The 25,695-nt window shown below is 62.8% G+C and carries 25 protein-coding genes, 2 tRNA genes and 3 pseudogenes; 15 read left to right on the top strand and 15 right to left on the bottom strand.

The annotated features are described in order from the left end of the window. Window positions 1-38 precede the first annotated feature (38 nt). Genes C7W88_RS12555 through grxC form a run of 3 tightly spaced genes read right to left on the bottom strand, consistent with a single transcriptional unit; the run spans window position 39 to window position 1,617 of the window. Window positions 39-515: a DUF1178 family protein gene (locus tag C7W88_RS12555; RefSeq protein WP_118073780.1), complete on the bottom strand. Its 477-nt coding sequence runs from the start codon at window positions 513-515 to the stop codon at window positions 39-41. After that, the gene (locus tag C7W88_RS12550) at window positions 512-1,354 is read right to left on the bottom strand and encodes a carbon-nitrogen hydrolase family protein (RefSeq protein ID WP_255418776.1); all 843 of its coding nucleotides are present in this window, start codon (window positions 1,352-1,354) and stop codon (window positions 512-514) included. Before C7W88_RS12550 ends, C7W88_RS12555 begins: the two co-directional genes overlap by 4 nt. Further along, window positions 1,351-1,617, bottom strand: a complete 267-nt coding sequence (gene grxC, locus C7W88_RS12545; RefSeq protein ID WP_118073779.1) for a glutaredoxin 3 — start codon at window positions 1,615-1,617, stop codon at window positions 1,351-1,353. Before grxC ends, C7W88_RS12550 begins: the two co-directional genes overlap by 4 nt. Window positions 1,618-1,789: 172 nt before the next feature. Here grxC and C7W88_RS12540 point away from each other — a divergent pair, with 172 nt between their 5' ends. Then, on the top strand, window positions 1,790-2,251 hold the full coding sequence (locus C7W88_RS12540; RefSeq protein ID WP_039332216.1) for an Hsp20 family protein: 462 nt from the start codon (window positions 1,790-1,792) through the stop codon (window positions 2,249-2,251). 58 nt (window positions 2,252-2,309) lie between these two features. Here C7W88_RS12540 and C7W88_RS12535 read toward each other — a convergent pair whose 3' ends face one another. The 4 genes and pseudogenes from C7W88_RS12535 to tpiA all read right to left on the bottom strand — a co-directional run bounded on the left by C7W88_RS12535 (window position 2,310) and on the right by tpiA (window position 6,110). Beyond that, window positions 2,310-2,999, bottom strand: a complete 690-nt coding sequence (locus C7W88_RS12535; RefSeq protein ID WP_118073778.1) for a Crp/Fnr family transcriptional regulator — start codon at window positions 2,997-2,999, stop codon at window positions 2,310-2,312. 72 nt (window positions 3,000-3,071) lie between these two features. After that, window positions 3,072-4,702, bottom strand: a pseudogene (locus C7W88_RS12530) (CTP synthase). A gap of 153 nt (window positions 4,703-4,855) precedes the next feature. Next, window positions 4,856-5,251, bottom strand: a complete 396-nt coding sequence (gene secG / locus C7W88_RS12525; protein ID WP_370073133.1) for a preprotein translocase subunit SecG — start codon at window positions 5,249-5,251, stop codon at window positions 4,856-4,858. 89 nt (window positions 5,252-5,340) lie between these two features. Then, window positions 5,341-6,110, bottom strand: a pseudogene (gene tpiA, locus C7W88_RS12520) (triose-phosphate isomerase). Window positions 6,111-6,406: 296 nt separating this feature from the next. Between tpiA and C7W88_RS12515 the strand changes: the two are divergent. From C7W88_RS12515 to trpC, 5 genes and pseudogenes are all read left to right on the top strand, one after another. After that, window positions 6,407-8,347, top strand: a complete 1,941-nt coding sequence (locus C7W88_RS12515) for a peptidylprolyl isomerase (protein WP_118073777.1) — start codon at window positions 6,407-6,409, stop codon at window positions 8,345-8,347. A 5-nt stretch (window positions 8,348-8,352) separates the two neighbouring features. After that, window positions 8,353-9,890, top strand: a pseudogene (locus tag C7W88_RS12510) (anthranilate synthase component I family protein). Then, entirely contained in the window at window positions 9,887-10,474 is a 588-nt protein-coding gene (locus tag C7W88_RS12505) for an aminodeoxychorismate/anthranilate synthase component II (protein ID WP_118073776.1), read from the top strand. The pseudogene C7W88_RS12510 and the gene C7W88_RS12505 overlap by 4 nt, the downstream one beginning before the upstream one ends. Beyond that, window positions 10,471-11,460 (top strand): anthranilate phosphoribosyltransferase, encoded by a 990-nt coding sequence (trpD, locus tag C7W88_RS12500; RefSeq protein ID WP_118073775.1) that lies wholly within the window; start codon window positions 10,471-10,473, stop codon window positions 11,458-11,460. Before C7W88_RS12505 ends, trpD begins: the two co-directional genes overlap by 4 nt. A gap of 74 nt (window positions 11,461-11,534) precedes the next feature. Continuing rightward, entirely contained in the window at window positions 11,535-12,323 is a 789-nt protein-coding gene (gene trpC, locus C7W88_RS12495) for an indole-3-glycerol phosphate synthase TrpC (RefSeq protein WP_118073774.1), read from the top strand. A gap of 3 nt (window positions 12,324-12,326) precedes the next feature. Here the strand turns inward: trpC and C7W88_RS12490 are convergent, their stop codons facing one another. After that, window positions 12,327-13,073: a lysoplasmalogenase gene (locus tag C7W88_RS12490; RefSeq protein WP_240344638.1), complete on the bottom strand. Its 747-nt coding sequence runs from the start codon at window positions 13,071-13,073 to the stop codon at window positions 12,327-12,329. On the opposite strand from C7W88_RS12490, the gene trmFO reads away from it, so the two are divergent. Next, window positions 13,056-14,423 (top strand): methylenetetrahydrofolate--tRNA-(uracil(54)-C(5))-methyltransferase (FADH(2)-oxidizing) TrmFO, encoded by a 1,368-nt coding sequence (trmFO, locus tag C7W88_RS12485; RefSeq protein WP_118073772.1) that lies wholly within the window; start codon window positions 13,056-13,058, stop codon window positions 14,421-14,423. The genes C7W88_RS12490 and trmFO overlap by 18 nt on opposite strands. Before the next feature lie 4 nt (window positions 14,424-14,427). Here trmFO and C7W88_RS12480 read toward each other — a convergent pair whose 3' ends face one another. Further along, on the bottom strand, window positions 14,428-14,898 hold the full coding sequence (locus C7W88_RS12480) for an EF-hand domain-containing protein (protein WP_118073771.1): 471 nt from the start codon (window positions 14,896-14,898) through the stop codon (window positions 14,428-14,430). 78 nt (window positions 14,899-14,976) lie between these two features. Continuing rightward, window positions 14,977-15,564: a hypothetical protein gene (locus C7W88_RS12475; protein WP_118073770.1), complete on the bottom strand. Its 588-nt coding sequence runs from the start codon at window positions 15,562-15,564 to the stop codon at window positions 14,977-14,979. A 174-nt stretch (window positions 15,565-15,738) separates the two neighbouring features. Here C7W88_RS12475 and C7W88_RS12470 point away from each other — a divergent pair, with 174 nt between their 5' ends. The 6 genes from C7W88_RS12470 (at window position 15,739) to C7W88_RS12445 (ending at window position 21,577) form a co-directional block, all read left to right on the top strand. After that, window positions 15,739-17,328 (top strand): TadE/TadG family type IV pilus assembly protein, encoded by a 1,590-nt coding sequence (locus C7W88_RS12470; RefSeq protein ID WP_162896031.1) that lies wholly within the window; start codon window positions 15,739-15,741, stop codon window positions 17,326-17,328. Between the two features lie 50 nt (window positions 17,329-17,378). Next, window positions 17,379-17,801, top strand: coding sequence for a TadE/TadG family type IV pilus assembly protein (locus C7W88_RS12465; protein ID WP_162896030.1), 423 nt, complete (start codon window positions 17,379-17,381; stop codon window positions 17,799-17,801). Then, on the top strand, window positions 17,798-18,250 hold the full coding sequence (locus tag C7W88_RS12460; RefSeq protein WP_118073767.1) for a TadE/TadG family type IV pilus assembly protein: 453 nt from the start codon (window positions 17,798-17,800) through the stop codon (window positions 18,248-18,250). Before C7W88_RS12465 ends, C7W88_RS12460 begins: the two co-directional genes overlap by 4 nt. 146 nt (window positions 18,251-18,396) lie before the next feature. Next, window positions 18,397-20,316: a pilus assembly protein gene (locus tag C7W88_RS12455; RefSeq protein WP_118073766.1), complete on the top strand. Its 1,920-nt coding sequence runs from the start codon at window positions 18,397-18,399 to the stop codon at window positions 20,314-20,316. Further along, complete coding sequence (locus C7W88_RS12450) at window positions 20,316-20,906, top strand: TadE/TadG family type IV pilus assembly protein (protein ID WP_118073765.1); 591 nt, start codon at window positions 20,316-20,318, stop codon at window positions 20,904-20,906. The genes C7W88_RS12455 and C7W88_RS12450 overlap by 1 nt, the downstream gene beginning before the upstream one ends. Further along, window positions 20,903-21,577 carry a TadE/TadG family type IV pilus assembly protein gene (locus C7W88_RS12445; RefSeq protein WP_118073764.1) on the top strand — a complete coding sequence of 225 codons (675 nt, stop codon included), beginning with the start codon at window positions 20,903-20,905 and terminating at the stop codon, window positions 21,575-21,577. Before C7W88_RS12450 ends, C7W88_RS12445 begins: the two co-directional genes overlap by 4 nt. A gap of 57 nt (window positions 21,578-21,634) precedes the next feature. On the opposite strand, the gene C7W88_RS12440 is transcribed toward C7W88_RS12445, so the two are convergent. From C7W88_RS12440 to C7W88_RS12420, 5 genes are all read right to left on the bottom strand, one after another. Further along, window positions 21,635-23,023, bottom strand: coding sequence for a pyruvate dehydrogenase complex E1 component subunit beta (locus C7W88_RS12440; RefSeq protein ID WP_118073763.1), 1,389 nt, complete (start codon window positions 23,021-23,023; stop codon window positions 21,635-21,637). A gap of 1 nt (window position 23,024) precedes the next feature. Beyond that, complete coding sequence (gene pdhA, locus C7W88_RS12435) at window positions 23,025-24,092, bottom strand: pyruvate dehydrogenase (acetyl-transferring) E1 component subunit alpha (protein ID WP_370073132.1); 1,068 nt, start codon at window positions 24,090-24,092, stop codon at window positions 23,025-23,027. A gap of 305 nt (window positions 24,093-24,397) precedes the next feature. Continuing rightward, window positions 24,398-24,474: transfer RNA gene (locus tag C7W88_RS12430), tRNA-Arg, on the bottom strand. A gap of 62 nt (window positions 24,475-24,536) precedes the next feature. Beyond that, window positions 24,537-24,613 (bottom strand) — tRNA-Arg (locus C7W88_RS12425). A gap of 57 nt (window positions 24,614-24,670) precedes the next feature. Continuing rightward, window positions 24,671-25,075, bottom strand: a complete 405-nt coding sequence (locus C7W88_RS12420) for a (deoxy)nucleoside triphosphate pyrophosphohydrolase (RefSeq protein WP_240344636.1) — start codon at window positions 25,073-25,075, stop codon at window positions 24,671-24,673. Between the two features lie 60 nt (window positions 25,076-25,135). Here C7W88_RS12420 and C7W88_RS24800 point away from each other — a divergent pair, with 60 nt between their 5' ends. Beyond that, on the top strand, window positions 25,136-25,330 hold the full coding sequence (locus C7W88_RS24800; protein ID WP_205525176.1) for a Flp family type IVb pilin: 195 nt from the start codon (window positions 25,136-25,138) through the stop codon (window positions 25,328-25,330). Between the two features lie 100 nt (window positions 25,331-25,430). Continuing rightward, a complete protein-coding gene (locus C7W88_RS12410; RefSeq protein ID WP_118073761.1) occupies window positions 25,431-25,610 on the top strand; it encodes a Flp family type IVb pilin in 180 nt (59 codons plus the stop codon). Window positions 25,611-25,695: the final 85 nt, after the last annotated feature.

Here is a 25,695-nt window from a genome sequence, read left to right as displayed (position 1 = left end):
TTCCTTTAGGCAGGGGCGTGGGCGCTGGCAACGCTCTTTCAGTTGGCTTCTTCCGGGGGCACCACGGGAATGAGCAAGGGGGCGACCGCAATGCCCACGTCAAGCAGTTCGCGCGCCTCATCGGGCGTCGCGCGGCCGTGGATGGCGCCTGCATCCTTTTCGCCGTAGTGCATCGCGCGGGCATCCTCGGCGAACTTGTCCCCCACCCAGGTCGATGACTTGATCGCCTCGGCCTGAATCGCAGCGACGGCCTTGAGCATGGCCACGGCCTCTGGCGGCAGCGGGACATTGGCGACGGGCGCCGATTCCGCAGGCTTTGCCGGAGCAGTTGCCGCAAGCTGGTTGCCCTTGCGGCCAACATTGGGCGCCATCACTGCCTTGTTGACATCAGGCGATCCGCATGAGGGACAAGATACCAGCCCCCTTGCCTGTTGACTTTCATAGTCCTGCGAGGAGCCGAACCAGCCCTCGAAGCGGTGTCCGTTCGGCCCGCATTGCAGATCAAAGACAATCATGCCGCCGATCTAGGGATTTCGCGCTTGTTGGCAAGACTGGGAAGCTGCGCTCGAACCTCGCCCGTTCGGGCAGGATCGATAATGGCGAAGCCCAGCGAACTGCCCTCTCCGCCATCGTAGACAACCTCGCCCCAAGGATCGACCACGAGCGAGTGCCCAAAGGTCTCGCGGCCGTCCTGATGCTCACCGCCCTGTGCTGCCGAAATGACCCAGGCGCTGGCTTCCACGGCGCGGGCGCGCTGCAGGAGGTGCCAATGCGCCTTGCCGGTCGGCACGGTGAATGCAGCCGGAATGCGGATCGCGTCGCAACGGCGGCGGCCCAGTTCCTCGAACAGGGCCGGAAAGCGGATGTCGTAGCAGATGGCAAGGCCGAGGCGGCCAAGCGGTGTCTCGACCGTCACCACCGCATCGCCCGGCGTGTAAGCGGCAGATTCGCGCCAGGTCTCGCCCGTTGCAAGATCGACATCGAACATGTGGATCTTGTCATAGCGCGCCGAAATCTCACCGTCGGAATCGATGATGAAGGCGCGATTGGCCCACTTTCCGTCGTCGCGCAGCACCGCCAGCGACCCAAGATCGATCCACAGCCCCAGATCACGTGCCGCAGACCGCGCAGCGGCAAGGACCGGGTTGTCCGCTTCGGGCACGATGTGCCGGGTTGCCCTTGACCGGTCACGATCGAGCAGCCCGCACATCTCGGGGGTGAACACCATCGCCGCCCCCTCGTCCGCCGCCTTTCGCGCGGCGCCCGCTATCGCGTCTGCATTGGCCAGCGGATCGATCCCGCTGGTCATCTGGAACAGCGCGATCTTTACCGGCCGGACTTCCGCGGCACTCACTTTCCGAGCATCATGTCCAGCTTGCCTTGCGCGTTGAGCGCGGCAAGATCGTCGGAACCGCCAACGTGAATGCCGTCGATGAAGATCGAGGGCACGGTGGTATGGCCGGGAGCACGATCGAGCATTTCGGCCTTCTTCGGTCCGCCCATCGTCACGTCGAACTCTTCGTAGGACACGCCCTTGCTGTCCAGCAACTGCTTGGCACGCATGCAGTAGGGGCAGCCCCACTTTGTATAGACTTCGACCTTGGGCGTATCGGACATCGGTACCTCTTTCTGGGTCTTGAAAAGCGGTTTTCGCTAACACACATGGGTTTTCGTGTCATGCGCCGCAAGTCGGGCGTGATCACGAATACGAGTGTAAAACCGCCAATGCGGGTGCCGGGTTCCGGGTTCGCAAAGGCAAGTGCAGATTGCTCAATCAGAGGATATTGCCATGAACCGTTTTGACTTTACCCCCTATCGCCGCACCACCGTGGGCTTCGACCGCCTGTTCGACCTGCTCGAACGCCAGGCCCGCGCCAATGCCGGCGACAATTATCCGCCCTTCAATATCGAGCGTAGCGGCGAGGATGCCTACCGCATCACGCTGGCAGTCGCCGGGTTCAAGGCCGAAGACATCGACATCACCGCCCAGCAGAACCTGCTGGTGGTCAAGGGCCAGCGCCCCGAACCGCAGGATCGCGAATTCCTGCATGTCGGCATCGCCAACCGCGGGTTCGAGCGTCGCTTCGAACTGGCCGATTTCGTCCGGGTAGAAGCGGCAGACCTTGCCGACGGCCTGCTGACCATCGATCTCGTACGCGAAGTGCCCGAGGCGATGAAGCCCAAGAAGGTCCTGATCGGCGCGCAGAACCAGCTCAAGGTGATCGAAGGCGACAACACCGCCGCCGCCTGATCTCTCTCGGTAAAGAAAAGCATGGAAGAGCGGACCACATCGGTCCGCTCTTTCCGCATCACCAGGCTTCGGCCACGTCGATCAGCGCCTCGCGATCAAGAATGGTCACACGCCCGCCTTTCAGGGCAATGATGCCATTGTCGACCCACGCGGAAAGCTGGCGATTGATCTGTTCGCGCGACATGCCGGCAAAGTTGCCGAGTTCGCCCTGGCTCAGCGCAATCTTGAGCTGATTGCCGGCGTCGGATGTATCGCCCATCATCAGCCGCAGCAGGAAACGGGCCAGCCTCGGCCCCGATGTGTAAGCGCGGTCGGCCTCGATCACGGCGTTGTTCTGCCGCAGCCGGCGCGCCATCGCCTTGAGCAGGCGCAGGGCCAGTCCCTTGTGCTTGTCGATGATATCGGCAAAGGCTCCCCGGGTAAGGATCAGCGCCTCGACCGGTTCGATCGCTTCCACCGTGGCCGTTCGATCCCCGCCATCGAGAAATGCGATCTCGCCCAGGACATGGCCGGGCTCGGCATAGTCAAGAATGATCTCGCGCCCGTTTGCCGCCAGCATGCTGACCCGCGCGAGGCCCTTGAGCACGATGAACAGGGTCTTGCCCTCTTCACCCTGCGCCATGAGTTCCTGCCCCGGCTTGAACTGGCGAACCTGGCCACGCGCGATGATATCGGACAGCTCGGCCGGTTCGCAGTCCGCGAAAAGACTTTGTGCCGTCAGCGCTTCAGCCAGCTTGGCCGCATCCATGTCGAGGTCCCCCAGATTGCTGCCGCGCAGATAATCAGGGAAACCTCGCAATTGCCAGCCCTTTAAGGACCTTTAAACCAGACGCGCCTGCTTGACCGCCGCAGCGATGAAGCCCGCAAACAGCGGATGGGGTTCGAACGGACGGCTCTTGAGCTCCGGATGGAACTGCACGCCGATGAACCAGGGGTGATCGGGGCGCTCGACGATTTCCGGCAGGAGACCATCGGGAGACATGCCCGAGAAGACCAGACCGCCCTTCTCGAGCCGCTCCTTGTAGGCGACGTTCACTTCGTAGCGATGGCGATGGCGCTCGCTGATTTCGCTTGCACCATAGATGTTGGCGACGTGGCTGTTGCCGGCAAGCTTCGCCTCGTAGGCGCCAAGCCGCATGGTGCCGCCCAGATCGCCGCCTTCGGAACGCTTCTCGAGGCCCTCGGCAGTCATCCATTCGGTGATGATGCCGACCACAGGTTCATCGGTCGGCCCGAATTCGGTGGACGAAGCGCCGGCAATCCCGGCCGTGTTGCGCGCACCTTCGATGCAGGCCATCTGCATGCCGAGACAGATGCCGAAGAACGGCACCTTGCGTTCTCGCGCGAAACGGACGGACGCGATCTTGCCTTCGGTGCCACGCTCGCCAAAGCCACCCGGCACGAGGATGCCGTGCATCGGTTCGAGATGCGCTGCGATTTCCGCATCGTCCTTCTCGAACAGCTCGGCGTCGAGCCACTTGATCCGCACCTTGACCCGGTTGGCCATGCCGCCATGGACCAGCGCTTCGTTGAGCGACTTGTAGGCATCCTGAAGGCCGACATACTTGCCGACGACGCCGATGGTCACTTCGCCCTCGGGTTCTGGTGCCGATCGACGATGTCGTCCCACCGCGTCAGGTCAGGCTCGGGCGCGGTCAGGCCGAAGTGGCGCAGCACTTCACTGTCGAGGCCCTCGGCGTGATACTGCAGCGGCACGGCATAAATGCTCGAAGCATCGAGCGCCGGGATGACCGCAGACTTCCGCACGTTGCAGAACTGCGCGATCTTGGCGCGCTCGCTCTCGGGCAGCGGCTTCTCGCAGCGGCACAGAAGAATGTCGGGCTGAATGCCAAGTCCGGTGAGTTCGCGCACCGAATGCTGCGTCGGCTTGGTCTTCAGTTCACCGGCCGCTGCGATGTAGGGCACCAGCGTGACGTGGACGAAGCAGGTATCGTTGCGGTCGAGTTCGTTGTGCATCTGGCGCAACGCCTCGATGAAAGGCAGGCCTTCGATGTCGCCCACCGTCCCGCCGATCTCGCACAGCACGAAATCCAGATCCTCGGTTTCGGCCTGCGCAAAGTCCTTGATCGCGTCGGTCACGTGCGGGATCACCTGCACCGTCGCGCCAAGGTAGTCGCCGCGGCGCTCCTTCGCGATGATATCGCGGTAGATGCGTCCCGAGGTGATGTTGTCCGCCTGGCGTGCCGAAACGCCGGTAAAGCGTTCATAGTGACCAAGGTCGAGATCGGTTTCCGCGCCGTCGTCAGTCACGTAGACTTCGCCGTGCTGATAGGGGCTCATCGTCCCCGGATCGACGTTCAGATAGGGATCGAACTTGCGGATGCGCACGCGAAAACCGCGTGCCTGCAGCAAAGCCGCCAAGCTTGCTGCCATGAGTCCCTTGCCGAGCGAGGAAACCACGCCGCCGGTGATAAAAATGTACCGCGCCATGGGATTCGGGCCTTAGCGTCAGAAGTTGCAATTAGGCAAGCGGTTGCGGCTGCAATCTTCGCCGCAATCCACAAGCCGTGGACGAAAGCAAAACGACAGCCGACCCGCGACCTGTCCGGTCGCGGGGCGGCGGGCCGCTTTTTAGTATTCGAGTTACTGGCCGGCGGCGCCGTTCAGCGGATCGTTGGCCGGGGCCGGAACCTGCTGGGCGGGAGCCGCGCCAGGCTGCGCGCCTTGGGCCGGAGCCAGAGGGTCATTGGCCGGCGCGTTCTGCATGGGCGTGTTACGCTCAAGCGAGGTATCGATCTCGCGGCTCGAGTTCGTGCCGACCGCGAGCGCTGCCAGAGCAATGCTGAGCACCACGAACGCCGTTGCGAGAATCGTCGTCAACCGGGTCATGAAGTCAGCCGCGCCGCGCGCCGACATGAAGCCGGCTGGGCTTCCGCCCACGCCAAGCCCGCCGCCTTCCGACTTCTGCATCAGGATCACGACCACCAGCAGCGCGGCGACAATGGCCTGGACCACGGTAAGAAAAATGAACAACGACATGAATCACACCTCGTGCGCGATACCGCGCGGGAACCTTGGGCGGCATGTAGGCTTGCTACGGCGTCCGCGCAACCCGCGCGTTGCCGCGCTCAAGCCTCTCCGTTATCGGCGGCGGCCACGATCGGCAGGAAAGCTTCAGCCGTAAGGCTCGCCCGCCGACAAGCGCACCGCCCACGCCTTCTGCAGCCAACAGGTCACGTGCGTTGCCGGCGTTGACGGAACCGCCGTAAAGGATGCGCACCTTCGCACCGGCATCGCCGTAGAGAGCAAGCAGTTGCTGGCGAATCTGCGCATGCATGGCGACAACGTCGGCCACTTCGGCGACGCGTCCGGTACCGATCGCCCACACCGGTTCATAGGCAACCGCCACCTTGCCCGACGCTACCGCGTCCACCGCAGCATCGCTATCGGGCATCGAGGCAGTGACCTGCGCGGAAACGACTGCTTCCGCCTTCCCGCCATCGCGCTCTTCAAGCGTTTCGCCCACGCAAACGATGATCCCGAGGCCGGCCGCCAGCGCAGCTTCGGCCTTCGCCTTGATCAGGACGTCGCTTTCGCCGTGGTCCTTGCGGCGCTCGCTGTGCCCGACGATCACGAAGTCGGCGCCGGTATCGACCAGCATCTGCGCCGATACGTCGCCGGTGTGCGCGCCCTTTGCGTTGACATGGCAATCCTGCCCGCCAACCCCCATTGCGCTCACTGCCTCGCGAAGGGCGCCGATCAGAGTGAAGGGAGGAGCGATGGCGACCTGAACGTCAGGATAGCGCCCCGCCGCACGGTCTATCGCCCGCGCTTCGGCGAGCATGGCGCGCGTCCCGTTCATTTTCCAGTTGCCTACAATATAAGGACGGTGCGGCATGATCGGCGCGTTCCCCTGAATTTCGCAAATACAATTCGCAGATACAATCGGTCTGTCAGGGCATCCATCGCCCTGCGTCGTCGGCGCGGCTATCAAACCCGGACTGATTCTGCAAAACACCTGATCGCATAAGCGGGCATAGACCCACTTGCCGCAGGCGCGCGTGGCGCAGGCGACCTGTTGCGCGACGATCGTTGGCATGGAGCCATTGCGAGAATTGCGTTTGCCTCCTAAGGCAACCGCTAACCGAACCTTCGGGTGCGTTGCCGTGCCCAGACGAGAGACGAACTACACAAATGCTCGGCTTTTTCCGCTCGTTCCTCAAGTCGCGCATCGGCGTCGCCGTTGCCCTGATCTTTCTTGGCCTGATCGCTCTTGCTTTCGCCAGCGCCGATGTCACCGGCAGTGGCTTTGGCGGAATCGCAGGTGGCGATCGCGCTGCCAAGGTCGGCTCCAATCGCCTCGGCACAGCTGAACTCGGCAAGGCGCTGACCAATGCGTTCGAGCAGGAGCGGCAGAAGCAGCCCGGCCTGACGATGAAGCAGTTCCTCGATGCCGGCGGCATGGAAACCGTGCTCACTGGGCTGACCGACCGGCTGGCCATGGCCGAATGGGGCCGCGAACATGGCCTGGTGGCCGGTGATCGCCTGATCGACAGCGAGATCACCAAGATCCCGGCATTCCAGGGTCCTGACGGCAAGTTCAGCCAGTCGGCCTATGAACAGCTGCTCGCCCAGCGCGGCCTGACCGACAAGGACGTGCGCAAGGACCTCGGTCAGGGCCTGCTGGCGCGGCAGATGCTCTTGCCGGCAGCGTTCGGCGCCCAGATGGCTGACGAGGCCGTGCAACGCTATGCCGCGCTGCTGACGGAAAAGCGTGTCGGCACGATCATCTCGGTGCCATCGCTGGCCTTTGCGCCGACTTCCCCTCCGGCTGACAGCACTCTTGCGACGTTCTACAACGCGAACAAGAGCCGCTACATGCAGCCCGAACGCCGCACGATCCGCTACGCCATCGTCGACGAGGCGAGCCTGAAGACCGTGGCAGCGCCCAGCGACGCCGAAGTGGCACAGCGCTACAAGCTCAATACCGCAGTCTACTCGGCGTCCGAGCAACGCTCGGTAACGCAGGTCATCGTCCCGACCGAGGCCGCCGCAAAGGCGCTGGCCGCAGAAGTCGGCGCCAGCGGATCGCTCGACAAGGCCGCGCGCACCAAGGGTCTGGTCGCCAGCAAGCTTGCCGATCAGACGCGTGAGACCCTCGCCAACCAGACGTCACGTGCCGTCGCGGACGCCGCATTCGCCGCAGCTTCGGGCACTCTGGCAACGCCTGCAAAGTCGGGCCTGGGATGGCACGTTCTGAAGGTCGACGCAGTCAAGCGTAACGCCGGAAAGACTCTCGAACAGGCGCGCCCCGAAATCGTCGCGGCCCTGACCCTCGAGAAGCGCCGTGCCGCGCTGTCCGACCTTGCAGCGCAAGTCGAGCAGGAAATCGACAATGGCACCGGCCTTGCCGATATTGCCAAGTCGCTCAACCTGACCGTCTCGACCACGCCGCCGCTGACCGCGAATGGCAGCGTTTTCGGAAAGCAGGACGAGAAGGTCGCTGCCGATATCGCGCCTCTGGTCCAAGCAGCGTTTTCGATGGAGCGCGAAGGCGAAGCCCAGCTCGCAGAGATCAAGCCAGGCGAGAAGTTCGCCGTCTATGATGTCGGGCAGCTCGTTGCCGCAACGCCCGCCCCGCTCGATCAGATCAAGAGCGTCGTTGCCCGGGACTGGGCCGTCCAGCAGGGCGCAGCCAAGGCCAAGGCCGCCAGCGACAAGATCCTGGCCGCCTTGAACAAGGGCACGCCGCTGGCCGAAGCTCTCAAGCTCGCCGGCGCCGCCCTGCCCGCTCCCCAGGCCGTTGACCTGCCGCGTCAGGCGCTCACCCAGATGCAGGGGCAGGTTCCGGCTCCGCTCGCGCTGATGTTTGCCATGGCCAAGGGCAGCAACAAGCGGCTCGAGGGGCCGAACAACGGCGGCTGGTATGTCGTTTCGCTCAAGGACATCGTCCTCGGTCAAGTCAAGCGCGGCGATCAGATCTTCCAGCAGGCCGCCCGTTCCTTCGGTCAGGATGCTGGCGGCGAATATGCCGAGCAGCTCCGCCTCGCGATCCGCAAGGATGTCGGGGTGGAACGCAACGATGCCGGGATCAAGGCCGTGCGTGACCAGCTGACCGGCAGCAACGCCCAGTAAATCCCATGACCAGCGACCTCGCAGAACCCGCCTTCGCGCTCCCCGAGAACCACGAGGCTGCGCTCGCGCAATTGTCGGCCGGAAAGCCCGCGCTGATCTGGCGCAGACTGATCGTCGACACTGAAACGCCCGTGGGAGCCGCGCTCAAGCTCATGGAGAACGGGCGGGGTGATTTCCTGCTCGAATCCGTGCAGGGCGGCGAAGTGCGGGGGCGCTACAGCCTGCTTGGCATCGATCCCGATCTGGTTTTCCGCGCCACGGGCAAGCAGGCCGAGATCAACCGCATCTGGCGCCATGACAAGGCTGCCTTCGCCAGCCTTCCCGGCGATGCCCTGGCGGAATTGAGGGCCCTTGTCGCTGCATGCCGGATCGACGTCCCCGCCGCCCTGCCGTCGGCGCTGGCCTGTCTGGTCGGCTATTTCGGCTACGAGACCATCGGCCTCGTCGAGAAGCTGCCGCGCGCGCCGCAGAGCGACCTCGTCCTGCCCGACATGTTGTTCACCCGGCCGACCGTGGTGCTGGTGTTTGACCGCCTGTCCGACGAATTGTTCGCCATCGCCCCGGTCTGGGCCGAAGGCGGCGCTCCAGAACGCCTGCTCGAAGCCGCAGCCGAACGCATCGACAATGCCTTGCGCAAGCTGGCGGAGCCTGTCCCGGCAGATGCGCGCCTGGCCGAGGCCGTGGACGTTACCCCCCAGCCCGTCATGCCCGCTGCCAACTACGCGCAGATGGTCACCCGGGCGAAGGACTACATCGAGGCGGGCGACATCTTTCAGGTTGTGCTGGCCCAGCGCTTCACCGCGCCCTTCCCGCTGCCACCGATTGCGCTCTACCGTGCCCTGCGCCGCATCAACCCCTCGCCGTTCCTCTATTTCCTCGACATGCCGGGCTTCGCGCTGACCGGGTCGAGCCCCGAGATCCTCGTGCGCATTCGCGATGGCGAAGTCACGATCCGTCCCATCGCCGGCACCCGCCCCGCGGCCAGACTCCGGAAGAAGACCGCGCCAACGAACTCAGCCTGCTCGACGATCCCAAGGAGCGCGCCGAACACCTCATGCTGCTCGACCTCGGCCGCAACGATGTCGGCCGCGTGGCCAAGGCGGGCACGGTCAAGGTCACGGAGAGCTACACGGTAGAGCGCTACAGCCACGTCATGCACATCGTCTCGAACGTGGTCGGTCAGCTCGACACAACCCGAGCCGACAGCGTCGACGCCCTCTTCGCAGGCTTCCCCGCAGGCACCGTCAGCGGCGCACCCAAGGTCCGCGCCTGCGAGATCATCGCCGAACTCGAACCCGAAACCCGCGGTGCCTACGCCGGCGGCGTCGGCTATTTCGCACCCGACGGCTCGGTCGACAGTTGCATCGTCCTGCGCACCGGCGTGATCAAGGACGGAGTCCTCCACGCACAGGCCGGCGCAGGGATCGTGGCCGACAGCAATCCCGAATACGAACAGCGCGAATGCGAGCTGAAGTCAGGCGCCTTGTTCGCAGCGGCGCGTGAGGCTGTGCGGGTGGCAACAGAAGCGAAATTTGGCCAATGATCCTCGTCATCGACAATTACGACAGCTTCACCTGGAACCTCGTCCACTACCTGATGGAGATGGGCGCGGAGGTTGAAGTCGTGCGCAACGACGCGCTCACCGCCGAGCAAGCGATCAGGACCGGCGCGCAGGGGTTCCTGCTTTCGCCCGGCCCTTGCACGCCGAATGAGGCGGGGGTGAGCCTTGATCTGGTCGGCGCTGCGGCGGATGCCAAGCTGCCGCTGCTCGGGGTGTGCCTCGGCCACCAGTCGATCGGGCAGTATTTCGGCGGCAAGGTCGTGCGCGGCGGGTTGATGCATGGCAAGACCTCGCCGGTCACGCATGATGGCACCGGCGTGTTCGAGGGCCTGCCCTCGCCGTTCATCGCCACCCGCTATCACTCGCTGATCGTGACCGACATTCCTGACTGCCTCGCGGTCAACGCGCAGTCGGACGACACGCACGTCATGGGCTTCCGCCACACCGCGCTGCCGATCCACGGCGTGCAGTTCCACCCGGAAAGCATCGCCACCGAGCACGGGCACGCCATGGTCGCGAATTTCCTCAAGCTGTGCGGCATCAAGACCAACCCGCTGCCAGCATGAGCCTGCCCGACATTTCCCATCCGCTTGAGGAAGCCGAGGCCGAAGCCGCGTTTGCCGCAATCCTCGACGGCACCGTGGCGGACGACGCCATCGCGCAGTTCCTTTCCGCCCTGTCCGACCGGGGCGAGACGGCGAGCGAAATCGCGGGCGCTGCACGTGCAATGCGGGCGCGGATGATCCCGGTCAACGCGCCAGCCAACGCCATCGACGTCTGCGGCACCGGCGGCGATGGCCACCACACGCTCAACGTCTCGACGGCGGTCAGCCTCGTTGTTGCGGCCTGCGGCGTGCCCGTTGCCAAGCATGGCAATCGCGCGGCGAGTTCAAAGGCAGGCGCGGCCGATACGCTCGAAGCATTGGGCCTCAATCTCGATCGCGCAGGCGAAACGGCTGAGGCGACGCTCAACGATCTTGGCATCTGCTTCCTCTTTGCCGCGCGCCACCATCCGTCGATGGGCAGAATCATGCCGATCCGCAAGGCGCTGGGCCGCCGCACGATCTTCAACCTGATGGGGCCGCTGGCCAATCCCGCAGGCGTTCGCCGTCAACTCGTCGGCATCGCCAGGCCAGCCTACGTTCCGATCTATGCCGAAGCGATCCGCCGCCTGGGCACCGTTCACAGCATGGTCATCTCCGGTGACGAGGGCCTCGACGAGCTGAGCCTTGCCGGTGGCAATGAATTGGCCGAGGTGCTGGGCGACGAAGTTTCGATGCGCCGCGTCTCCCCTGCCGACATCGGCCTGCCACTGGCGCCGGTCGACGCCATTCGCGGCGGCGACGCAGCCTTCAACGCCTCCGCGCTGCGCGCGCTTCTGCAAGGCGAGGAAGGCCCCTACCGCAACGCCGTGCTGTTCAACGCCGCCGCTGCGCTGATCGTCGCCGGTGAAGCGCGCGACTGGCATGAGGGCATCGAGGAAGCCGCAGAGGCACTCGACAAGGGCCTCGCCAATGCCCTGCTAGACTGCTGGATCGCCGCGCTGAAGTAGCGCGCTTTGCGGGGCATGCGTATCGAAGGACACACTTGCCCCCATGCGTCCAAACTCGCTAAGGCGCCCCTGCCATGACCGACAAGCTCACTGAAATCTGCGACACCAAGCGCAGCGAAGTCGCCGCCCGCAAGGCCGCTGTCAGCACCAGCGAACTGGCGGCGCGCGCCGCAAAGCAGAGCGCCCCGCGCGGGTTCGAAGCGGCGCTGCGTGTCCGCGCGGAGACCGGTTATGCGCTGATTGCCGAGATCAAGAAGGCCAGCCCGTCCAAGGGCCTGATCCGTGCCGATTTCGCACCTGCCGACCATGCCCGCGCCTATCAGGCCGGGGGCGCGGCTTGCCTCTCGATCCTGACAGACGCGCCCTACTTTCAGGGCCATGAGGACTATCTGGTCGCGGCCCGCGCTGCCTGCACGCTGCCGGTGATCCGCAAGGACTTCATGGTCGATCCGTGGCAGTGCCTTGAGGCACGCGCCATCGGCGCCGATGCCATCCTGATCATCGCCGCCTGCCTTTCCGACAGCCAGATGGCCGAGATCGAAGCGGCTGCCCGCGAACAGGGCATGGATGCGCTGGTTGAAGTCCACAACGAAGCGGAAATGGAGCGGGCCGCGCGGCTGAAGTCGCGCCTGATCGGCGTCAACAACCGCGATCTCAAGCGCTTCGTCACCGATCTCGGCACGACCGAGCGCCTTGCACCCCTGGCTCCGGAAGGCACCTTGCTTGTTGCCGAAAGCGGCATCAACACCCACGCAGACATCCTTCGCCTCGAAAAGTGCGGCGCACGCACCTTCCTGGTGGGCGAAAGCCTGATGCGGCAGCATGATGTCGAGGCGGCGACCCGCGCTCTGCTGCAGGGCTGAACCTTACCGGACGGCCCGGAACTCGCCCCTCGTCCGCAAAGCCGCGATTACGCCGGTGCAGATCATGAACTGGCCGAAGTAGTAGAGCGGCCAGATCAGCAGCCCCGGGACCGCGCTCTGCGCCAGCGGTCCCATCCGCGCGAAGATCAGCAGGTCCGATGCGACGAACATCGCCGCGCCTAGCGCCACGCGGCTGCGCGGAAAGTCACTGGCAAATGCGGCCATCGCCATTCCGCCGAGCAGCAGCGCATAGCCGGCAACGTCTGTCCGGCCGGAAAGCGCCCACGACAACGCGGGAACGCCGAGGAGACAGACCACCACCACAGCCTTGTCTGATCCTGAAAGGCTGGCGCGCGGGTGGCGCAGATATAGCGCGATTGCGGCAATGTGGCCGGCGAAGAACGCCGCGGCACCGCCGGTGAAGTCCACTTCGAGCACCATGTCGCCAATCGCGCCCAGAGCCATGACGAGCGCAAGCAGGTGGGCACTGCGCGAGGGATGATGCGCCCAGGCATAGGCCGCGAGCAGGGCAACGCCGGCGCCTTTCCAGACGATCAGCCACAGGCCCGGCACCTGCCCCTTTGCGGCCAGCCAATAGCTCGTTCCGGCAATCAGACTGGCGACGAGCCAGGGCCGTTTCTCGATCAATGCGCGTCCCGGCACCCGGCGTCTTCTCCCTTTGCCCTGCGGACGGTCTTGCCGCAGCGGCGCGGCAATGCCAAGGGCAAGCGCATGACGCATCAGGTCCATATCATCGGCGGCGGCATGGCCGGAAGCGAAGCAGCCTGGCAGCTTGCCCGGCGCGGGGTTCGCGTGCGCCTGTCCGAAATGCGCGGCAGCGGCGACACAACCCCTGCCCACAACGGCGACGGTCTTGCCGAACTGGTCTGCTCCAATTCCTTCCGTTCGGATGATGACGAGAAGAACGCGGTTGGCCTGCTGCATCACGAAATGCGCCAGTGCGACAGCCTGCTCATGGCCGCGGCCGCGAAGGCGCGCGTGCCCGCTGGCTCTGCGTTGGCCGTGGACAGGGATGTGTTCTCGGCGGAAGTCGAAGCCGCCTTGCGCGCGCAGCCGACGCTGGAGATCGTGCGCGAGCGGGTCGATACGCTCCCCGTCGAGGGACTGACGATCGTCGCGACCGGCCCCCTCACCGCCCCCTCGCTTGCCGAAAGCATCGGCGGTGCAACCGGCGCCGACAGCCTTGCCTTCTTCGACGCCATTGCGCCGATCGTCTATCGCGATTCTATCGATATGGGCGTGGCGTGGATGGCCTCGCGCTGGGACAAGGGCGCCGAGGCCTCGCTGGCCATGGGTGGCGACGGGCGCGACTACATCAACTGCCCGATGACGCGCGACCAGTACCTTGCCTTCCGCGAGGAACTGCTGGCAGGCGAAAAGACCGAATTCAAGGAGTGGGAAGCCAACACGCCCTACTTCGATGGTTGCATGCCGATCGAGGTGATGGCGGCGCGGGGTGAGGAAACCTTGCGTTTCGGGCCGATGAAGCCGGTCGGGCTCGACAATCCGCATTGGGCCACGCCCGAACATCCCAACGGCCGCTGGCCCTACGCGGTCGTCCAGCTGCGGCAGGACAACAAGCTCGGCACGCTGTGGAACATGGTCGGTTTCCAGACCAAGCTGAAGCATGCCGAACAGGTCCGCGTGTTCCGCACCATCCCCGGTCTTGAGAACGCCGAGTTTGCGCGGCTGGGTGGCTTGCATCGCAACACCTTCCTCAACTCGCCAACGCTGCTCGATCGGCAACTGCGCTTGAGATCGGCGCCGCACATCCGCTTTGCCGGCCAGATCACCGGCTGCGAAGGCTATGTCGAGAGCGGCTCGGTCGGCATGCTGGCCGGGTTGATGACCGCTGCCGAAATCGCCGGACGTACCTGGACGCCGCCTCCGCAAACCACGGCGCTGGGATCGCTGTTGTCCCACATAACCGGCGATGCCGATGCCGAGAGCTTTCAGCCCATGAATGTCAACTTCGGCCTCTTCCCGCCCCTGCACGACGTGAAGAAGAAGGCGCGCAAGGAAGCCTATACCGAACGGGCCAAGGCGGACATCGCGCCCTGGATCAGCGCGCTGGCTTGAGAGTCTATTTGCACGAGCATTTCTGCTTTGGCTTGGGCTTCACCTTGGGACGCGTCGTGGCGAACTCCTCGCGCGTGAGGAACAGGTCTCCGTTTCCGTCGGCAGACTTGAACTTGTCGACGGTGACATAGGCCCATTCTTCGAACGTCAGCAGGTTGTTGCCGTCCTTGTCGAGCTTGCGAAAGGCCGATGCGCGCAGGCTCAGCATTTCGGTGCGGCTGATCCGGTTGTCCCTGTCCTTGTCGACAAGATTGAACCGGCGGGTCTCCTTGCCGACAGAGGTTGCCTCTGGCGGGGCGACACCGGTGAGCCCTTCGATATCGGCGCTCGGCAGGCTCTCCGGAGCGACAGCGGCTTCGGCAACCGGCAGTGGCGGGGCAGCTCCTCCCCGTGTCTCAGCGCGCCCCTGCCACCAGAATATGCCTGCAGCGCAAAGCATCAGGGCAGCCAGTCCACCGAGCAAGACACGAACCATCTCCGACCCTCCGTCATCAAGGGTCTAACGCCGCAGCGCTATCGCGGCAGGGGTAGATGCTACCGCTTTGGCACGAACTCAGAAGCCCAGCGTTCCGGCGCGGACCACCCGCAGGAATTCGACAAGTCGGCGGCCCTTCCCGAGGTTACCGCCGCTGTCCCTCATGGCAGACAGCACGGCAAGCGGCCTCATCGCCCGCGGCAATGCGCCCCTACGCCCACCGAGGGTTTCCCGACCCGCAAGATGACGTGCATGAGCCTCGATCGCGCCGGTGTCTCGAACTGCGAGCACCTCGGCCAAGGCGAGATAGGCATTGGTCAGCGCCTGAGCGAATTCGTCTTCCTGATCCTCGCCCAGAGCGCGAGCCTCCCAGCTGTCGACCAGACCCACCAGTCGGCCGTGCTGCCCGTTCCACGCCCTCAGCGATGCCAGCGCCGGTTCGCTTACCGGCCAAGCCGCGCCGCTCTCCTTCAGGCGATCCCGCCACCATGACAGCCGCAACTGGATCATCAGGGGTTCACGTCCCGGGCGGGCCGTCTCGGCCAGTTTCTGCTCGAGCATGAACAACGCCAGCCACGCCGGGCGCGCCTTGGCAGGAGCATAGGCAAGGGCAATTCTTCGCGAAATATCGAGGGTTTCGGCGGGTTCCGATGGTAACTTCGACATTAAGAAACAACTCTCGCAATTCCCGTATTGTTTAACGGGCCGTCAACCAGATGGCTTCAAGATGAACTTACCACGACAATCTACTTAACGAGTCGCGGGGATTGGCATCGGCAGCCGCCGACGGGATGAGATAACGGTAGCAGCATGCGCTCAGCATTTCGATCACTCTCGGGATTGATCCACCTTTGCAAGCGCCTGGCGCGGCACAAGGGCGGCAATGCGACGCTGCTCCTTGCCCTGGGCATGCCCGCGTTCATCGGCGGAGCGGGATTCGCGGTCGATACCGCACAGTGGTACATGTGGAAGCGCGAACTGCAGTTCGCCGTGGACCAGGCCGCTCTGGCCGGCGCCTGGGCCCGAACGCAGAGCGCAACGCGCGCCATCTATTCGGACCGGGCGCTTCAGGAATTCAACGCCAACATATCGACCGTTTCGGACATCACCGTCGGAACGCCTTCGGTCACGTTGTCGAGCTATGCCGGTGGCAGCAACAACAGCGTCACGGTGAGCGCGACAGTTCGCGACACCCTGCCCTTTTCAAGCTTTCTGACCGGAAGAGGCACCACGGTCACGGCATCGGCACAAGCGGCGTACACGGCGGGCACATCCTTCACGTCGTGCCTGCTGGCGCTTGATGAAGACGAAAGCGGCGCCATCACAATCGGTGGCACTTCCGTGCTGAAGGCCAAGTGCGGCATCGCGGCCCTTTCGACCTCGGAATCGTCCATTCTGGTTGACGGCAATCCCGACATCGATGCCGGCTGGGTGCTTTCCCGCGGCGGCATCGACGAGTGGTTCAGCACACATACGGACGACGAGGTCCACGACTACCTCGAAGGCCTGTTCGATCCCTATGCCAACCTTTCGCCGCCCAACCCGGCCGAGAGCCAGGTGGCGCGCAATTACTACTGCGTGCAGGGCACCACGACCACCCGTGCCGACCGCAACAAGAAGACAACCGTCACCTATACCTACTGGAAGGGTGCGACGTGGCAGACTGCGACTGAGCAGGTCAGCAATAACAAGAACGCCAAGAAGGACTATTCGACCGAGAACAACGACGGCTATGTCATCGTCGAAAACACCGTGGTGGCGGGCACGACCTACACGACCACAGTGGTGTGGACCCAGACCAACAACGGATCGGGAAACAACATCGTCTGGGAAAAGATGGAAACGGTGGTGGCCACGACGCTGTCCAACATCAGCAAGACCACGACTGCCGACCTGGCCTCGGTACTACCGGGCACCTACACTGGGGGCATAAAGGTGTCCTGCGCCACGACATTTGCGCCGGGTGTCTACGTCATTGACGGTGGCGGTGTCGAGATCAGTGGGCAATACGCCGTGGTTGGAAGCGGCGTGATGTTCGTGCTGAAGAATGGTGCGTACATCAAGATCAATGGCGGTTCGAACATCAACCTCACGGCCATTCAAGCTTCGGAACTGGTCAGCCGTGGGGTATCGGAGACGAACGCCAACGCACTTGCCGGCATGCTGGTCTTCGAGGATCGCACCTCAACCGGCACCGACCGCAGCAAGATCAATGGTGACTCTTCTACAGTCCTCAACGGTACGATCTACCTGCCGAACAGCGGCATCGACTTCACCGGGACAGCAAAGGTCACAAGCCAGTGCCTGATGATCGCGGCTGACACGATCACGATTTCCGGGACGGCCAACATGAGCTCATTCTGTCCGCCCGGAGTGACCGAAGACACCGTGGTTGCCAAGGAAGTCAGCAAAGTGAAGCTGATCGTATGATTGCAGCCAGATCACTTCTGAAACGCATCACAATTGACACATGCGGGGCGATGGCCGTCGAGACGGCGATCATCGCCCCGCTCATGGTGTTGTTCAGCCTTGGCGCCTATCAGGTGAGCAGCCTCGTTGCGCGGCAGAGCGAGTTGCAGAGCGCCATGACGCTCGCCGAATCCGTCGCGCTTGCAACTGACCCGGACACGGCCGACGAACTGACCGCGCTCAAGAACGTCGTGATTGCGACCGCCGGACTGGAGTCCGAACAGGTGAACGTGGCGGCCGCCTATCGTTGCAACTCCTCCAACGCCTATGTCGCACTGGAAAGCACCTGCGCGACAGGCGATAACGTCTCACGCTATGTGCAGGTCACGCTGACATCCGATTTCGTGCCGATCTGGACAGAGTTCGGCCTCGGCTCGACCATTTCGCTCCAGGTCAATCGCTATGTTCTTTACGGCCAGAGGACCAAGGCATGACCGCCAAGGGCATGATCAGGGCAATGCGCGCCTTGCTGCGGCAGAAGCAGGGGTCCGTGGTGACGGAGTTTGCCCTTCTCGCGCCCACGATCCTCGCCTTGATGCTCGGCGTCTTCCAGATCGGCATCGGCATGCAGAACTACAACGCGATGCGTTCGGTCGCGTCAGACGTGATGCGCTACGCCGTGGTGAATTATCAGACCGGGAATGAGCTTACCAACGATCAGATCCGATTCTATCTGCGCTCCATCGCGATCAAAAGCCCTTATCTGTTGGAAAGCTCGCGTCTGGCGATCACCGTCACGAATGTTGCCACGCCCCGTATTGCAGGAACGGTCGAGAAGACCGTGACCATGACTTACAGCATCCCGACTGTTCTTTCATTTATCGGAGTGGATGCATTTCCGATCACATACTCCCAACCGCTTTTCCTGATGGAAAGTACCTGAGGCTCAACGGACCAGTCCGATTGCTGCCAAGCACTTGGATTAATCATGCCTTCCACAACATCGCGGGGCTATTTCGGTATTTTAAGACATATTTTACGATGAAAGTTATCCTTGATATTAGGGGTTTCTGCGTAATCTTATAGAATATGTCGTCAGGCGCTCCTCTTTCCCGTTGCCATTCCTGGCTTCGAACGCAGTATGGTTCGACGGTCGACTGCCTGCGCGGTCTCTGCCGGGATGAATCCGGCAATGCCCTGATCATGCTCGCAATATCTGTCGTTCCGCTGCTTGCGCTGGTCGGCTCGAGCATCGACATGGGTCGCGCATATCTCGTCGAATCCCGGCTTCAGCAAGCCTGTGATGCCGGCGTGCTCGGCGCCCGAAAGGAACTGGGTGCGATCGTCGACTTCGACCCTGACGTCGACGGCGCAGCTGTCGTCAGCAAGGGCACGCGCTTTTTCAACGCGAACTTTGCCGACGGCATCTACAACTCCATCGACAGGGACTTCGTGATGACCCTGGAGGACGATCAGTCCGTCGGCGGCATTGCGTCGGTCATCCTTCCGACCGACATCATGCAGTTCTTCGGCAAGGACGAAATCGCCATATCCGTCAATTGTCGCGCCGAACTGAACGTGCCGAACACCGACATCATGATGGCCCTCGATGTCACCGGCTCGATGGCCGAAAGCAACCCCGACGACACCTCGCCCAAGATTGCCGTGCTGAAATCGGTGGTGAAGGGCTTCTACGCCACAATGGAAGCCAATCGTCAGCCACAAAGCCGGATTCGTTATGGCTTCGTTCCCTATTCCACGAACGTGAACGTCGGCGGCTTGCTCAAGGACGAATGGGTCGTCCCACAGTGGCGCTATCCATCGCGGACCCTGGTGGGCACGAGTGGAAGCGGCGGGCTTTATGGATACTACAGTGCCGTCTCTCCGGTATCCGGGACCTATCACACAACCACCTCGACATTTGCTGCGACGGAGGCCGGTGGCGCATACTCTTGTGCTGCACCGGCAAACACGCTGACGACGTCGACTCAGCTTGTTTCCACGACGACCGCCGCAGTGACCGACCCCTCCGGCACGAGGACGACCTACACTTACAACCGCACGAGGAACGGCAACACCTATTCCGTCTCTCAATCCGGCACGACCTGCACGCTCTCGACGACGACTTATGCGAGCTATGTCGACACCTTCAAGTACATCACCGAGCCCAGTCTCGCCTCGGGCAGCTCCTGGCTCTACAAGGATGTCCTGAGGGACACGAGCGACTGGCGCACGGCGTCGAACGGCTGCATTGAAGAGCGATCGACCTACGAGATCGACGACTACGCCAACGTCGATCTCGATCGCGCGCTCGATCTCGATATCGATACGGTGCCCACCTCCGGCGCTCCCGACACGCAGTGGCGGCCGATGTATCCTGCGATGATCTACGAACGTGCCAGGCGTTGGGACGGCTCGGGCAGCTTCACCACCAGCGAGGTCACCACCAACAGCGAGTTCCTTGCTCCTGGCATTGCCGGATTCGCCGCCTGCCCCACTTCAGCGCGCAAGCTGCAGGTGTGGGACCAGAGCGCATTCGACGGCTACATCGACGGCCTGGTTGCCGCCGGCAGTACGTACCACGACATCGGCATGATCTGGGCAGCGCGTCTGCTGTCTCCGAAGGGACTCTTCGCGGCCGAGAATGCCGATGTCTCTGCGCGCCAGAGGACCAGTCGCCACCTGATCTTCCTGACCGACGGGCAAACGTCCTCACTGGACATCAGTTACAGCTCCTACGGCGTGGAGCCGATCGCACAGCGGCGCTGGAGTCCGACATCGCCGATCACGCTCACGCAGACGATCGAAAAGCGGTTTTCCTTCGTCTGCGAGGAAGTGAAGAAGCGCAACATCACTGTCTGGTTCGTCGCATTCGGCACCGATCTCAACCCGATCATGACCGATTGTGCCGGCAGCGGCCACTACTTCAGCGCGAAGAATGCCGGAGAACTGCAGAATGCCTTCCGGAAGATCGCGCGCTCGATCGGCGACCTGAGACTGGCCCAGTGATGAGACGCAATTTGCACAACCTCGGCACCGATGCGGAAGGCGCAACGGCGGTGGAGTTCGCGCTTGCCTCTCCTGTGCTGGTGCTCCTGCTGATGGGACTCTTCGACATGGGATACTCGGTCTATGCCAACACGATGCTGCAAGGGGCACTGCAACGCGCCGCGCGCGATTCCACTGTCGAGGGGGCAGCAAGCACTTTGACCGTGCTCGATGACGCGGTGAAGTCCGAGGTCCTTCGCGTCGTTCCCGATGCCTCCATCGCGTTTTCGCGCAAGGCCTACGCCAACTTCACGGATATCGGGTTGGAGGAAGACTATACCGACGCCAACGAGAACGGCGTCTGCGATGACGGAGAGCCTTACGAAGACGCCAATGGCAGTGGCACATGGGATCGCGACAGGGGCGCCAATGGCCTTGGCGGGGCGCGCGACGCGGTCGTCTATACCGCGACCATGACCTACGACCGCAAGTTCCCGATGGCGTCCCTGATCGGCCTCAGCGAAACGGTGACCAACAGCGCCAGCACGGTGCTGCGTAACCAGCCTTACGATGCCCAGAAGAGCCGGGCAAAACTCGGGAACTGCACGTGAAGCGGATTGTCGAGCGCCTCGCTGGCGTGGTCCGCAACACCTCCGGCGTGGCGGCGGTCGAACTCGCGCTTGGGGCGCCGCTCGTGCTTACGCTCGGGCTGTGGGGAGCGGAACTGGGCAATCTTGCCATCACCCACATGCGTGTCAGCCAGCTAGCCATGCAACTGGCCGATAACGGCTCACGCATCGGTGACGTGTCGATGCTCGAAAACCTCAAGATCTACGAAAGCGACATCAACGACCTGCTGGTCGGCGCCAACATCCAGGCAGGCAAGCTCGATCTGTTCGAGCATGGCCGGGTTGTCATCAGCAGCCTTGAGGTCGTGCCCGGCACCGAAGACACCCAGTACATCCACTGGCAACGCTGCAAGGGCAAGCGGAACTTCCAATCGTCGTACGGCGGTGAAGGAACAGGAACCGATGGCTCGCTTTCCGGCATGGGACCGGCCGGCGAGGAAGTGACCGCAACCGAAGGCGATGCAGTCATCTTCGTCGAGATCGAGTATGCGTACCAGCCCCTCGTCAGCCAACGCTTCGTGCCCGATGCGGTAGTTCGCACAACCGCAACCTTCAACGTCCGTGCTGACCGGGATCTGACCCAGATCTACCAGCGCAACGGCGCGGCTCCCGACCCCATCGCGCAATGCAATGTCTATAATGGTTACGACTGAATGTGAAAGGGCGCCGGATCGCTCCGACGCCCCTGCACTTTCAGCCGATCTGGCAACTCAGCGGTAGCAGACCTTCCGCACGGCGGCCGCGATCTTGCTGGCGTCGATCAAGGCCAGCTTTTCAAGATTCGCCGCATAAGGCAGCGGCACATCCTCGTCGCACACGCGCAGAACGGGGGCGTCGAGGTGATCGAAGCCCTCCTCCATGCAGATCGCGATGATTTCGGACGCGATGGAGCAGACCGGGAAGCCTTCTTCGGCCACGACCATGCGGTTGGTCTTGGCCAGAGAGGCAAGGACCGTTTCCTTGTCGAGCGGGCGCAGCGTGCGCAGGTCTATCACTTCCGCATCGATGCCGTCGGCGGCAAGTGCTTCGGCCGCTTCGAGTGCGAAGCCGACGCCGATCGAGTACGAAACGATCGTCACATCCTTGCCAGGACGGACAATGCGGGCCTTGCCGATCGGCAGCACGAAATCGTCGATCTGCGGCACGTCGAAGGTGCGGCCGTAGACCAGTTCGTTCTCGAGGAAGACAACCGGATCCTCGCTGCGGATGGCCGCGCGGAGCAAGCCCTTGGCGTCGGCGCTGTCATAGGGCGCGATGACGACAAGGCCAGGCACGTTGGCATACCACGGGCCGTAGTTCTGGGAGTGCTGCGCACCAACGCGGCTGGCAGCCCCGTTGGGGCCACGGAACACGATCGGGCAGCGCATCTGGCCACCGGACATGTAGTTGGTCTTGGCGGCAGAGTTGATGATGTGGTCGATCGCCTGCATGGCGAAGTTGAACGTCATGAACTCGATGACCGGGCGAAGGCCGCCCATGGCAGCGCCAGCGCCGATGCCGGCAAAGCCGTACTCGGTGATCGGCGTATCGATCACGCGCTGCGGGCCGAACTCCTCGAGCAGGCCTTGGGTGACCTTGTAGGCGCCCTGGTACTCGGCCACTTCCTCGCCCATCACGAACACGCGATCATCCGCGCGCATTTCCTCGGCCATGGCATCGCGCAGGGCTTCGCGGACCGTGGTCGGCACCATCGTCGTGCCGGCGGGAAGTTCGGGATCGGCGGCCGGCTTGGCATCGCTCTTGGGCGCGATGGCTGCCGCGGCCTTCGCCTTGGCATCCTGCCCGGCAGGAGCTTCGCTTTGCGCGGCCTTCTGTTCCACCACCGGCGCGGGTGCAGGTGCAGCATCGGACGAATCGTCTTCGCCCTTGATCGTCGCGATGACGGTGCCGACCTTCACGCCTTCGGTGCCCTCAGCCACCAGAATCTCGCCGATCGTACCCTCGTCGACGGCTTCGAATTCCATCGTTGCCTTGTCGGTCTCGATCTCGGCGAGGATGTCGCCCGATTTCACTTCATCGCCGGCCTTGACCAGCCACTTGGCAAGGGTTCCCTCCTCCATGGTCGGGGAGAGCGCGGGCATCTTCAGTTCGATGGCCATCTCAGTAGTTCTCCACCAGCACGTCGGTATAAAGCTCGGCCACATCGGGCTCGGGCGATGTTTCGGCGAAATCTGCCGATTCGGCGACGACCTGGCGAATGCGCTTGTCGATTTCCTTGATCCTCTCCTCGGTCACGCCGCGCTTGAGCAGCTCGGCCTTGGCACCTTCGATCGGATCGTGATTGTCGCGCATTTCCTGCACTTCCTCACGACTGCGGTACTTTGCGGGGTCAGACATGGAGTGGCCGCGATAACGATAGGTCTTGAGTTCCATCAGCACCGGACCATTGCCGGCGCGGACGTACTCAAGCGCAACTTCCGCTGCCTGACGGACCTCCAGAACGTCCATGCCGTTCACGTCCATGCCCGGGATCCGGAACGCGGTGCCACGGCGATAGAAGTGCGTTTCGGCCGAACCGCGCTTTACCGCCGTCCCCATCGCGTAACCGTTGTTCTCGACCACGAAGATGATCGGCAGCTTCCACAGCGCCGCCATGTTGAAGGTCTCGTAAACCTGACCCTGGTTCGAGGCACCGTCGCCGAAGTAGGCCATGCAGACGCCGCCATCGTTGCGATACTTGTGGGCAAAAGCCAGGCCCGCACCAAGCGGAACCTGCGCCCCGACGATACCGTGCCCGCCGTAGAACTTGTGCTCGGTGCTGAACATATGCATCGAACCGCCCTTGCCGCGCGAAATGCCCGCACCGCGACCGGTGAGCTCGGCCATGATCACCTTGGGATCGATGCCGTAAGCAAGCATGTGGCCATGATCACGATACCCCGTGATCACGCTGTCATGCCCTTCCTTGAGGGCAGACTGGAGACCAACGGCGACAGCCTCCTGCCCGATGTAGAGATGGCAGAAACCGCCGATCAGGCCCAGACCGTAAAGCTGGCCCGCCTTCTCCTCGAAGCGGCGAATCAGCACCATCTGCTCGTAGAACTTGAGCAGTTCCTCATCATTTGCATCGTAACGCTTGTTGTTCGCGTGCGCCTGCTGGAGACTCCGCAGGGCGAAGGCCGCTTCTTCGGCTACGTCGGACGCAATGACCGGTTCGGCCCCGACCACGGCAGTGGTCGCGCGCTTCGCCGCTGGTTTCGTGGCAGATGTAGTGGCTCTGGGCCTCGGGGACTTCGCCAAGTCTGGGTTTCCTTTTCTGGCAGCCTCGGGTTCCGTAGGGTCAGGAACGCTCTGTCGAGCCTATACCGCAGCGCGGCCCGTTCGCAACGCTGTTCGGTGACTATGAAGCTATTATGGATACCTATGCAAATTCCATGAACCGTTTTGGCTCGCAGTTCGCGGTCGCACAAATGACTTGGCTGCCCGAAACGAAAAGAGCCCGCGCAACGGCGGGCTCTTTCGAGAAACGGTGATGGCGCACCCGGAACGATTCGAACGTCCGACCCTCAGATTCGTAGTCTGATGCTCTATCCAGCTGAGCTACGGGTGCCCACCATCATGTCATGGCCGAACTTGCGTACAGCCTTCCCGTAACACCTTCCCGAGGAAAGGTGGCGCACCCGGAACGATTCGAACGTCCGACCCTCAGATTCGTAGTCTGATGCTCTATCCAGCTGAGCTACGGGTGCTTGGGAGACGCGCCTTTAGGAGGCTGATTCACCTTTGGCAAGCCCCCAGCAGAGGAATTACCACTTGGGCCAGTGGAATGTCCAAGGGGGCATCGACAGACCTGCGAGTTCCTCGGCATCGACCCAGCGGATCGCGCTTCCCGCTTCCTTCGCCACCGCCACGCCGCCCCAGATTCGCGTGCCGTAGAGCAGAAGAAGGATTTGCCGCGCGTTCGAACCAAGCGCTTCATGCGCAAAGGAAATCGGGAACAACGATTCTTCGTCGATCGCAAGGCCGAGCTCTTCGTCGATTTCCCTTACAACCGCTGAGCCAAGGCTTTCGCCCCCTTCGAGCTTGCCGCCAGGAAACTCCCAAAGGCCGCCGTGCCGCTTGTTCACGGGGCGTTGCTGCATCAGCACGCGCCCTTCCCGGTCAAGAATCGCCAACGCAACCACGATCGTGACTGTCGAGAATTTTTCCATTCCGCGCGCCCATCAACCTTTTCTTAGGATTGCCAACGTAGACCAACCTACGCCGCAACCATGGAAACGGAAATGAAGACCCTTCTTCTGAAAATTTTCCGTAACCATAGCGGCGCTACGGCTGTCGAATACGGTTTACTTATCTCGTTGATCGGACTTGCTGCCACCTTTGGCATGAAGAACTTCTCCGAAGCTCTGTATAACCTGTACGTCACTGTAGACGCGAATACCGACCAAAGAACGAATTCGGATTAACCAATCCTTAGTTTTTTGTAGGTAATACTACGAATGCTCGCTCCGGGGACAAAATGGGGCGGGACGGGAAGAATGAAGCACCACCTCTAGGAGACCGAACATGAAGCTTTTCCGTGACCTGCTCGCCAACAACGAAGGTGCAACCGCGATCGAATACGGCCTGATCGCTGCCCTCGTTGCTGTTGCTGCCATCGGCGCCATGACCTCGCTGGGCGCTTCGCTGAGCAACACCTTCACCGACGTGTCGAACGACATGAACACCGCTGACCAGGCCAACTAATAGTCGGCTCCTCGTCAGAGGGATTGAAGAGGCAGGTGCCAGAGCGCCTGCCTCTTTTCGTTTGTATGGGGAAAAATCGGACGAA

Source organism: Novosphingobium sp. THN1 (assembly GCF_003454795.1).
Lineage (GTDB): Bacteria > Pseudomonadota > Alphaproteobacteria > Sphingomonadales > Sphingomonadaceae > Novosphingobium.
This window is presented reverse-complemented; position numbering and strand designations above follow the sequence as displayed.

Excerpts from the sequence above, each read along its gene's own strand:
- C7W88_RS12555 (WP_118073780.1), bottom strand. The coding sequence starts at position 515 with ATGATTGTCTTTGATCTGCAATGCGGGCCGAACGGACACCGCTTCGAG.
- grxC (WP_118073779.1), bottom strand. The coding sequence starts at position 1,617 with ATGTCCGATACGCCCAAGGTCGAAGTCTATACAAAGTGGGGCTGCCCC.
- C7W88_RS12540 (WP_039332216.1), top strand. The coding sequence starts at position 1,790 with ATGAACCGTTTTGACTTTACCCCCTATCGCCGCACCACCGTGGGCTTC.
- C7W88_RS12535 (WP_118073778.1), bottom strand. The coding sequence starts at position 2,999 with ATGGATGCGGCCAAGCTGGCTGAAGCGCTGACGGCACAAAGTCTTTTC.
- secG (WP_370073133.1), bottom strand. The coding sequence starts at position 5,251 with ATGTCGTTGTTCATTTTTCTTACCGTGGTCCAGGCCATTGTCGCCGCG.
- C7W88_RS12515 (WP_118073777.1), top strand. The coding sequence starts at position 6,407 with ATGCTCGGCTTTTTCCGCTCGTTCCTCAAGTCGCGCATCGGCGTCGCC.
- C7W88_RS12505 (WP_118073776.1), top strand. The coding sequence starts at position 9,887 with ATGATCCTCGTCATCGACAATTACGACAGCTTCACCTGGAACCTCGTC.
- trpD (WP_118073775.1), top strand. The coding sequence starts at position 10,471 with ATGAGCCTGCCCGACATTTCCCATCCGCTTGAGGAAGCCGAGGCCGAA.
- trpC (WP_118073774.1), top strand. The coding sequence starts at position 11,535 with ATGACCGACAAGCTCACTGAAATCTGCGACACCAAGCGCAGCGAAGTC.
- trmFO (WP_118073772.1), top strand. The coding sequence starts at position 13,056 with ATGACGCATCAGGTCCATATCATCGGCGGCGGCATGGCCGGAAGCGAA.
- C7W88_RS12490 (WP_240344638.1), bottom strand. The coding sequence starts at position 13,073 with ATGGACCTGATGCGTCATGCGCTTGCCCTTGGCATTGCCGCGCCGCTG.
- C7W88_RS12480 (WP_118073771.1), bottom strand. The coding sequence starts at position 14,898 with ATGGTTCGTGTCTTGCTCGGTGGACTGGCTGCCCTGATGCTTTGCGCT.
- C7W88_RS12475 (WP_118073770.1), bottom strand. The coding sequence starts at position 15,564 with ATGTCGAAGTTACCATCGGAACCCGCCGAAACCCTCGATATTTCGCGA.
- C7W88_RS12465 (WP_162896030.1), top strand. The coding sequence starts at position 17,379 with ATGGCCGTCGAGACGGCGATCATCGCCCCGCTCATGGTGTTGTTCAGC.
- C7W88_RS12460 (WP_118073767.1), top strand. The coding sequence starts at position 17,798 with ATGACCGCCAAGGGCATGATCAGGGCAATGCGCGCCTTGCTGCGGCAG.
- C7W88_RS12455 (WP_118073766.1), top strand. The coding sequence starts at position 18,397 with ATGTCGTCAGGCGCTCCTCTTTCCCGTTGCCATTCCTGGCTTCGAACG.
- C7W88_RS12450 (WP_118073765.1), top strand. The coding sequence starts at position 20,316 with ATGAGACGCAATTTGCACAACCTCGGCACCGATGCGGAAGGCGCAACG.
- C7W88_RS12440 (WP_118073763.1), bottom strand. The coding sequence starts at position 23,023 with ATGGCCATCGAACTGAAGATGCCCGCGCTCTCCCCGACCATGGAGGAG.
- C7W88_RS12420 (WP_240344636.1), bottom strand. The coding sequence starts at position 25,075 with ATGGAAAAATTCTCGACAGTCACGATCGTGGTTGCGTTGGCGATTCTT.
- C7W88_RS24800 (WP_205525176.1), top strand. The coding sequence starts at position 25,136 with ATGGAAACGGAAATGAAGACCCTTCTTCTGAAAATTTTCCGTAACCAT.
- C7W88_RS12410 (WP_118073761.1), top strand. The coding sequence starts at position 25,431 with ATGAAGCTTTTCCGTGACCTGCTCGCCAACAACGAAGGTGCAACCGCG.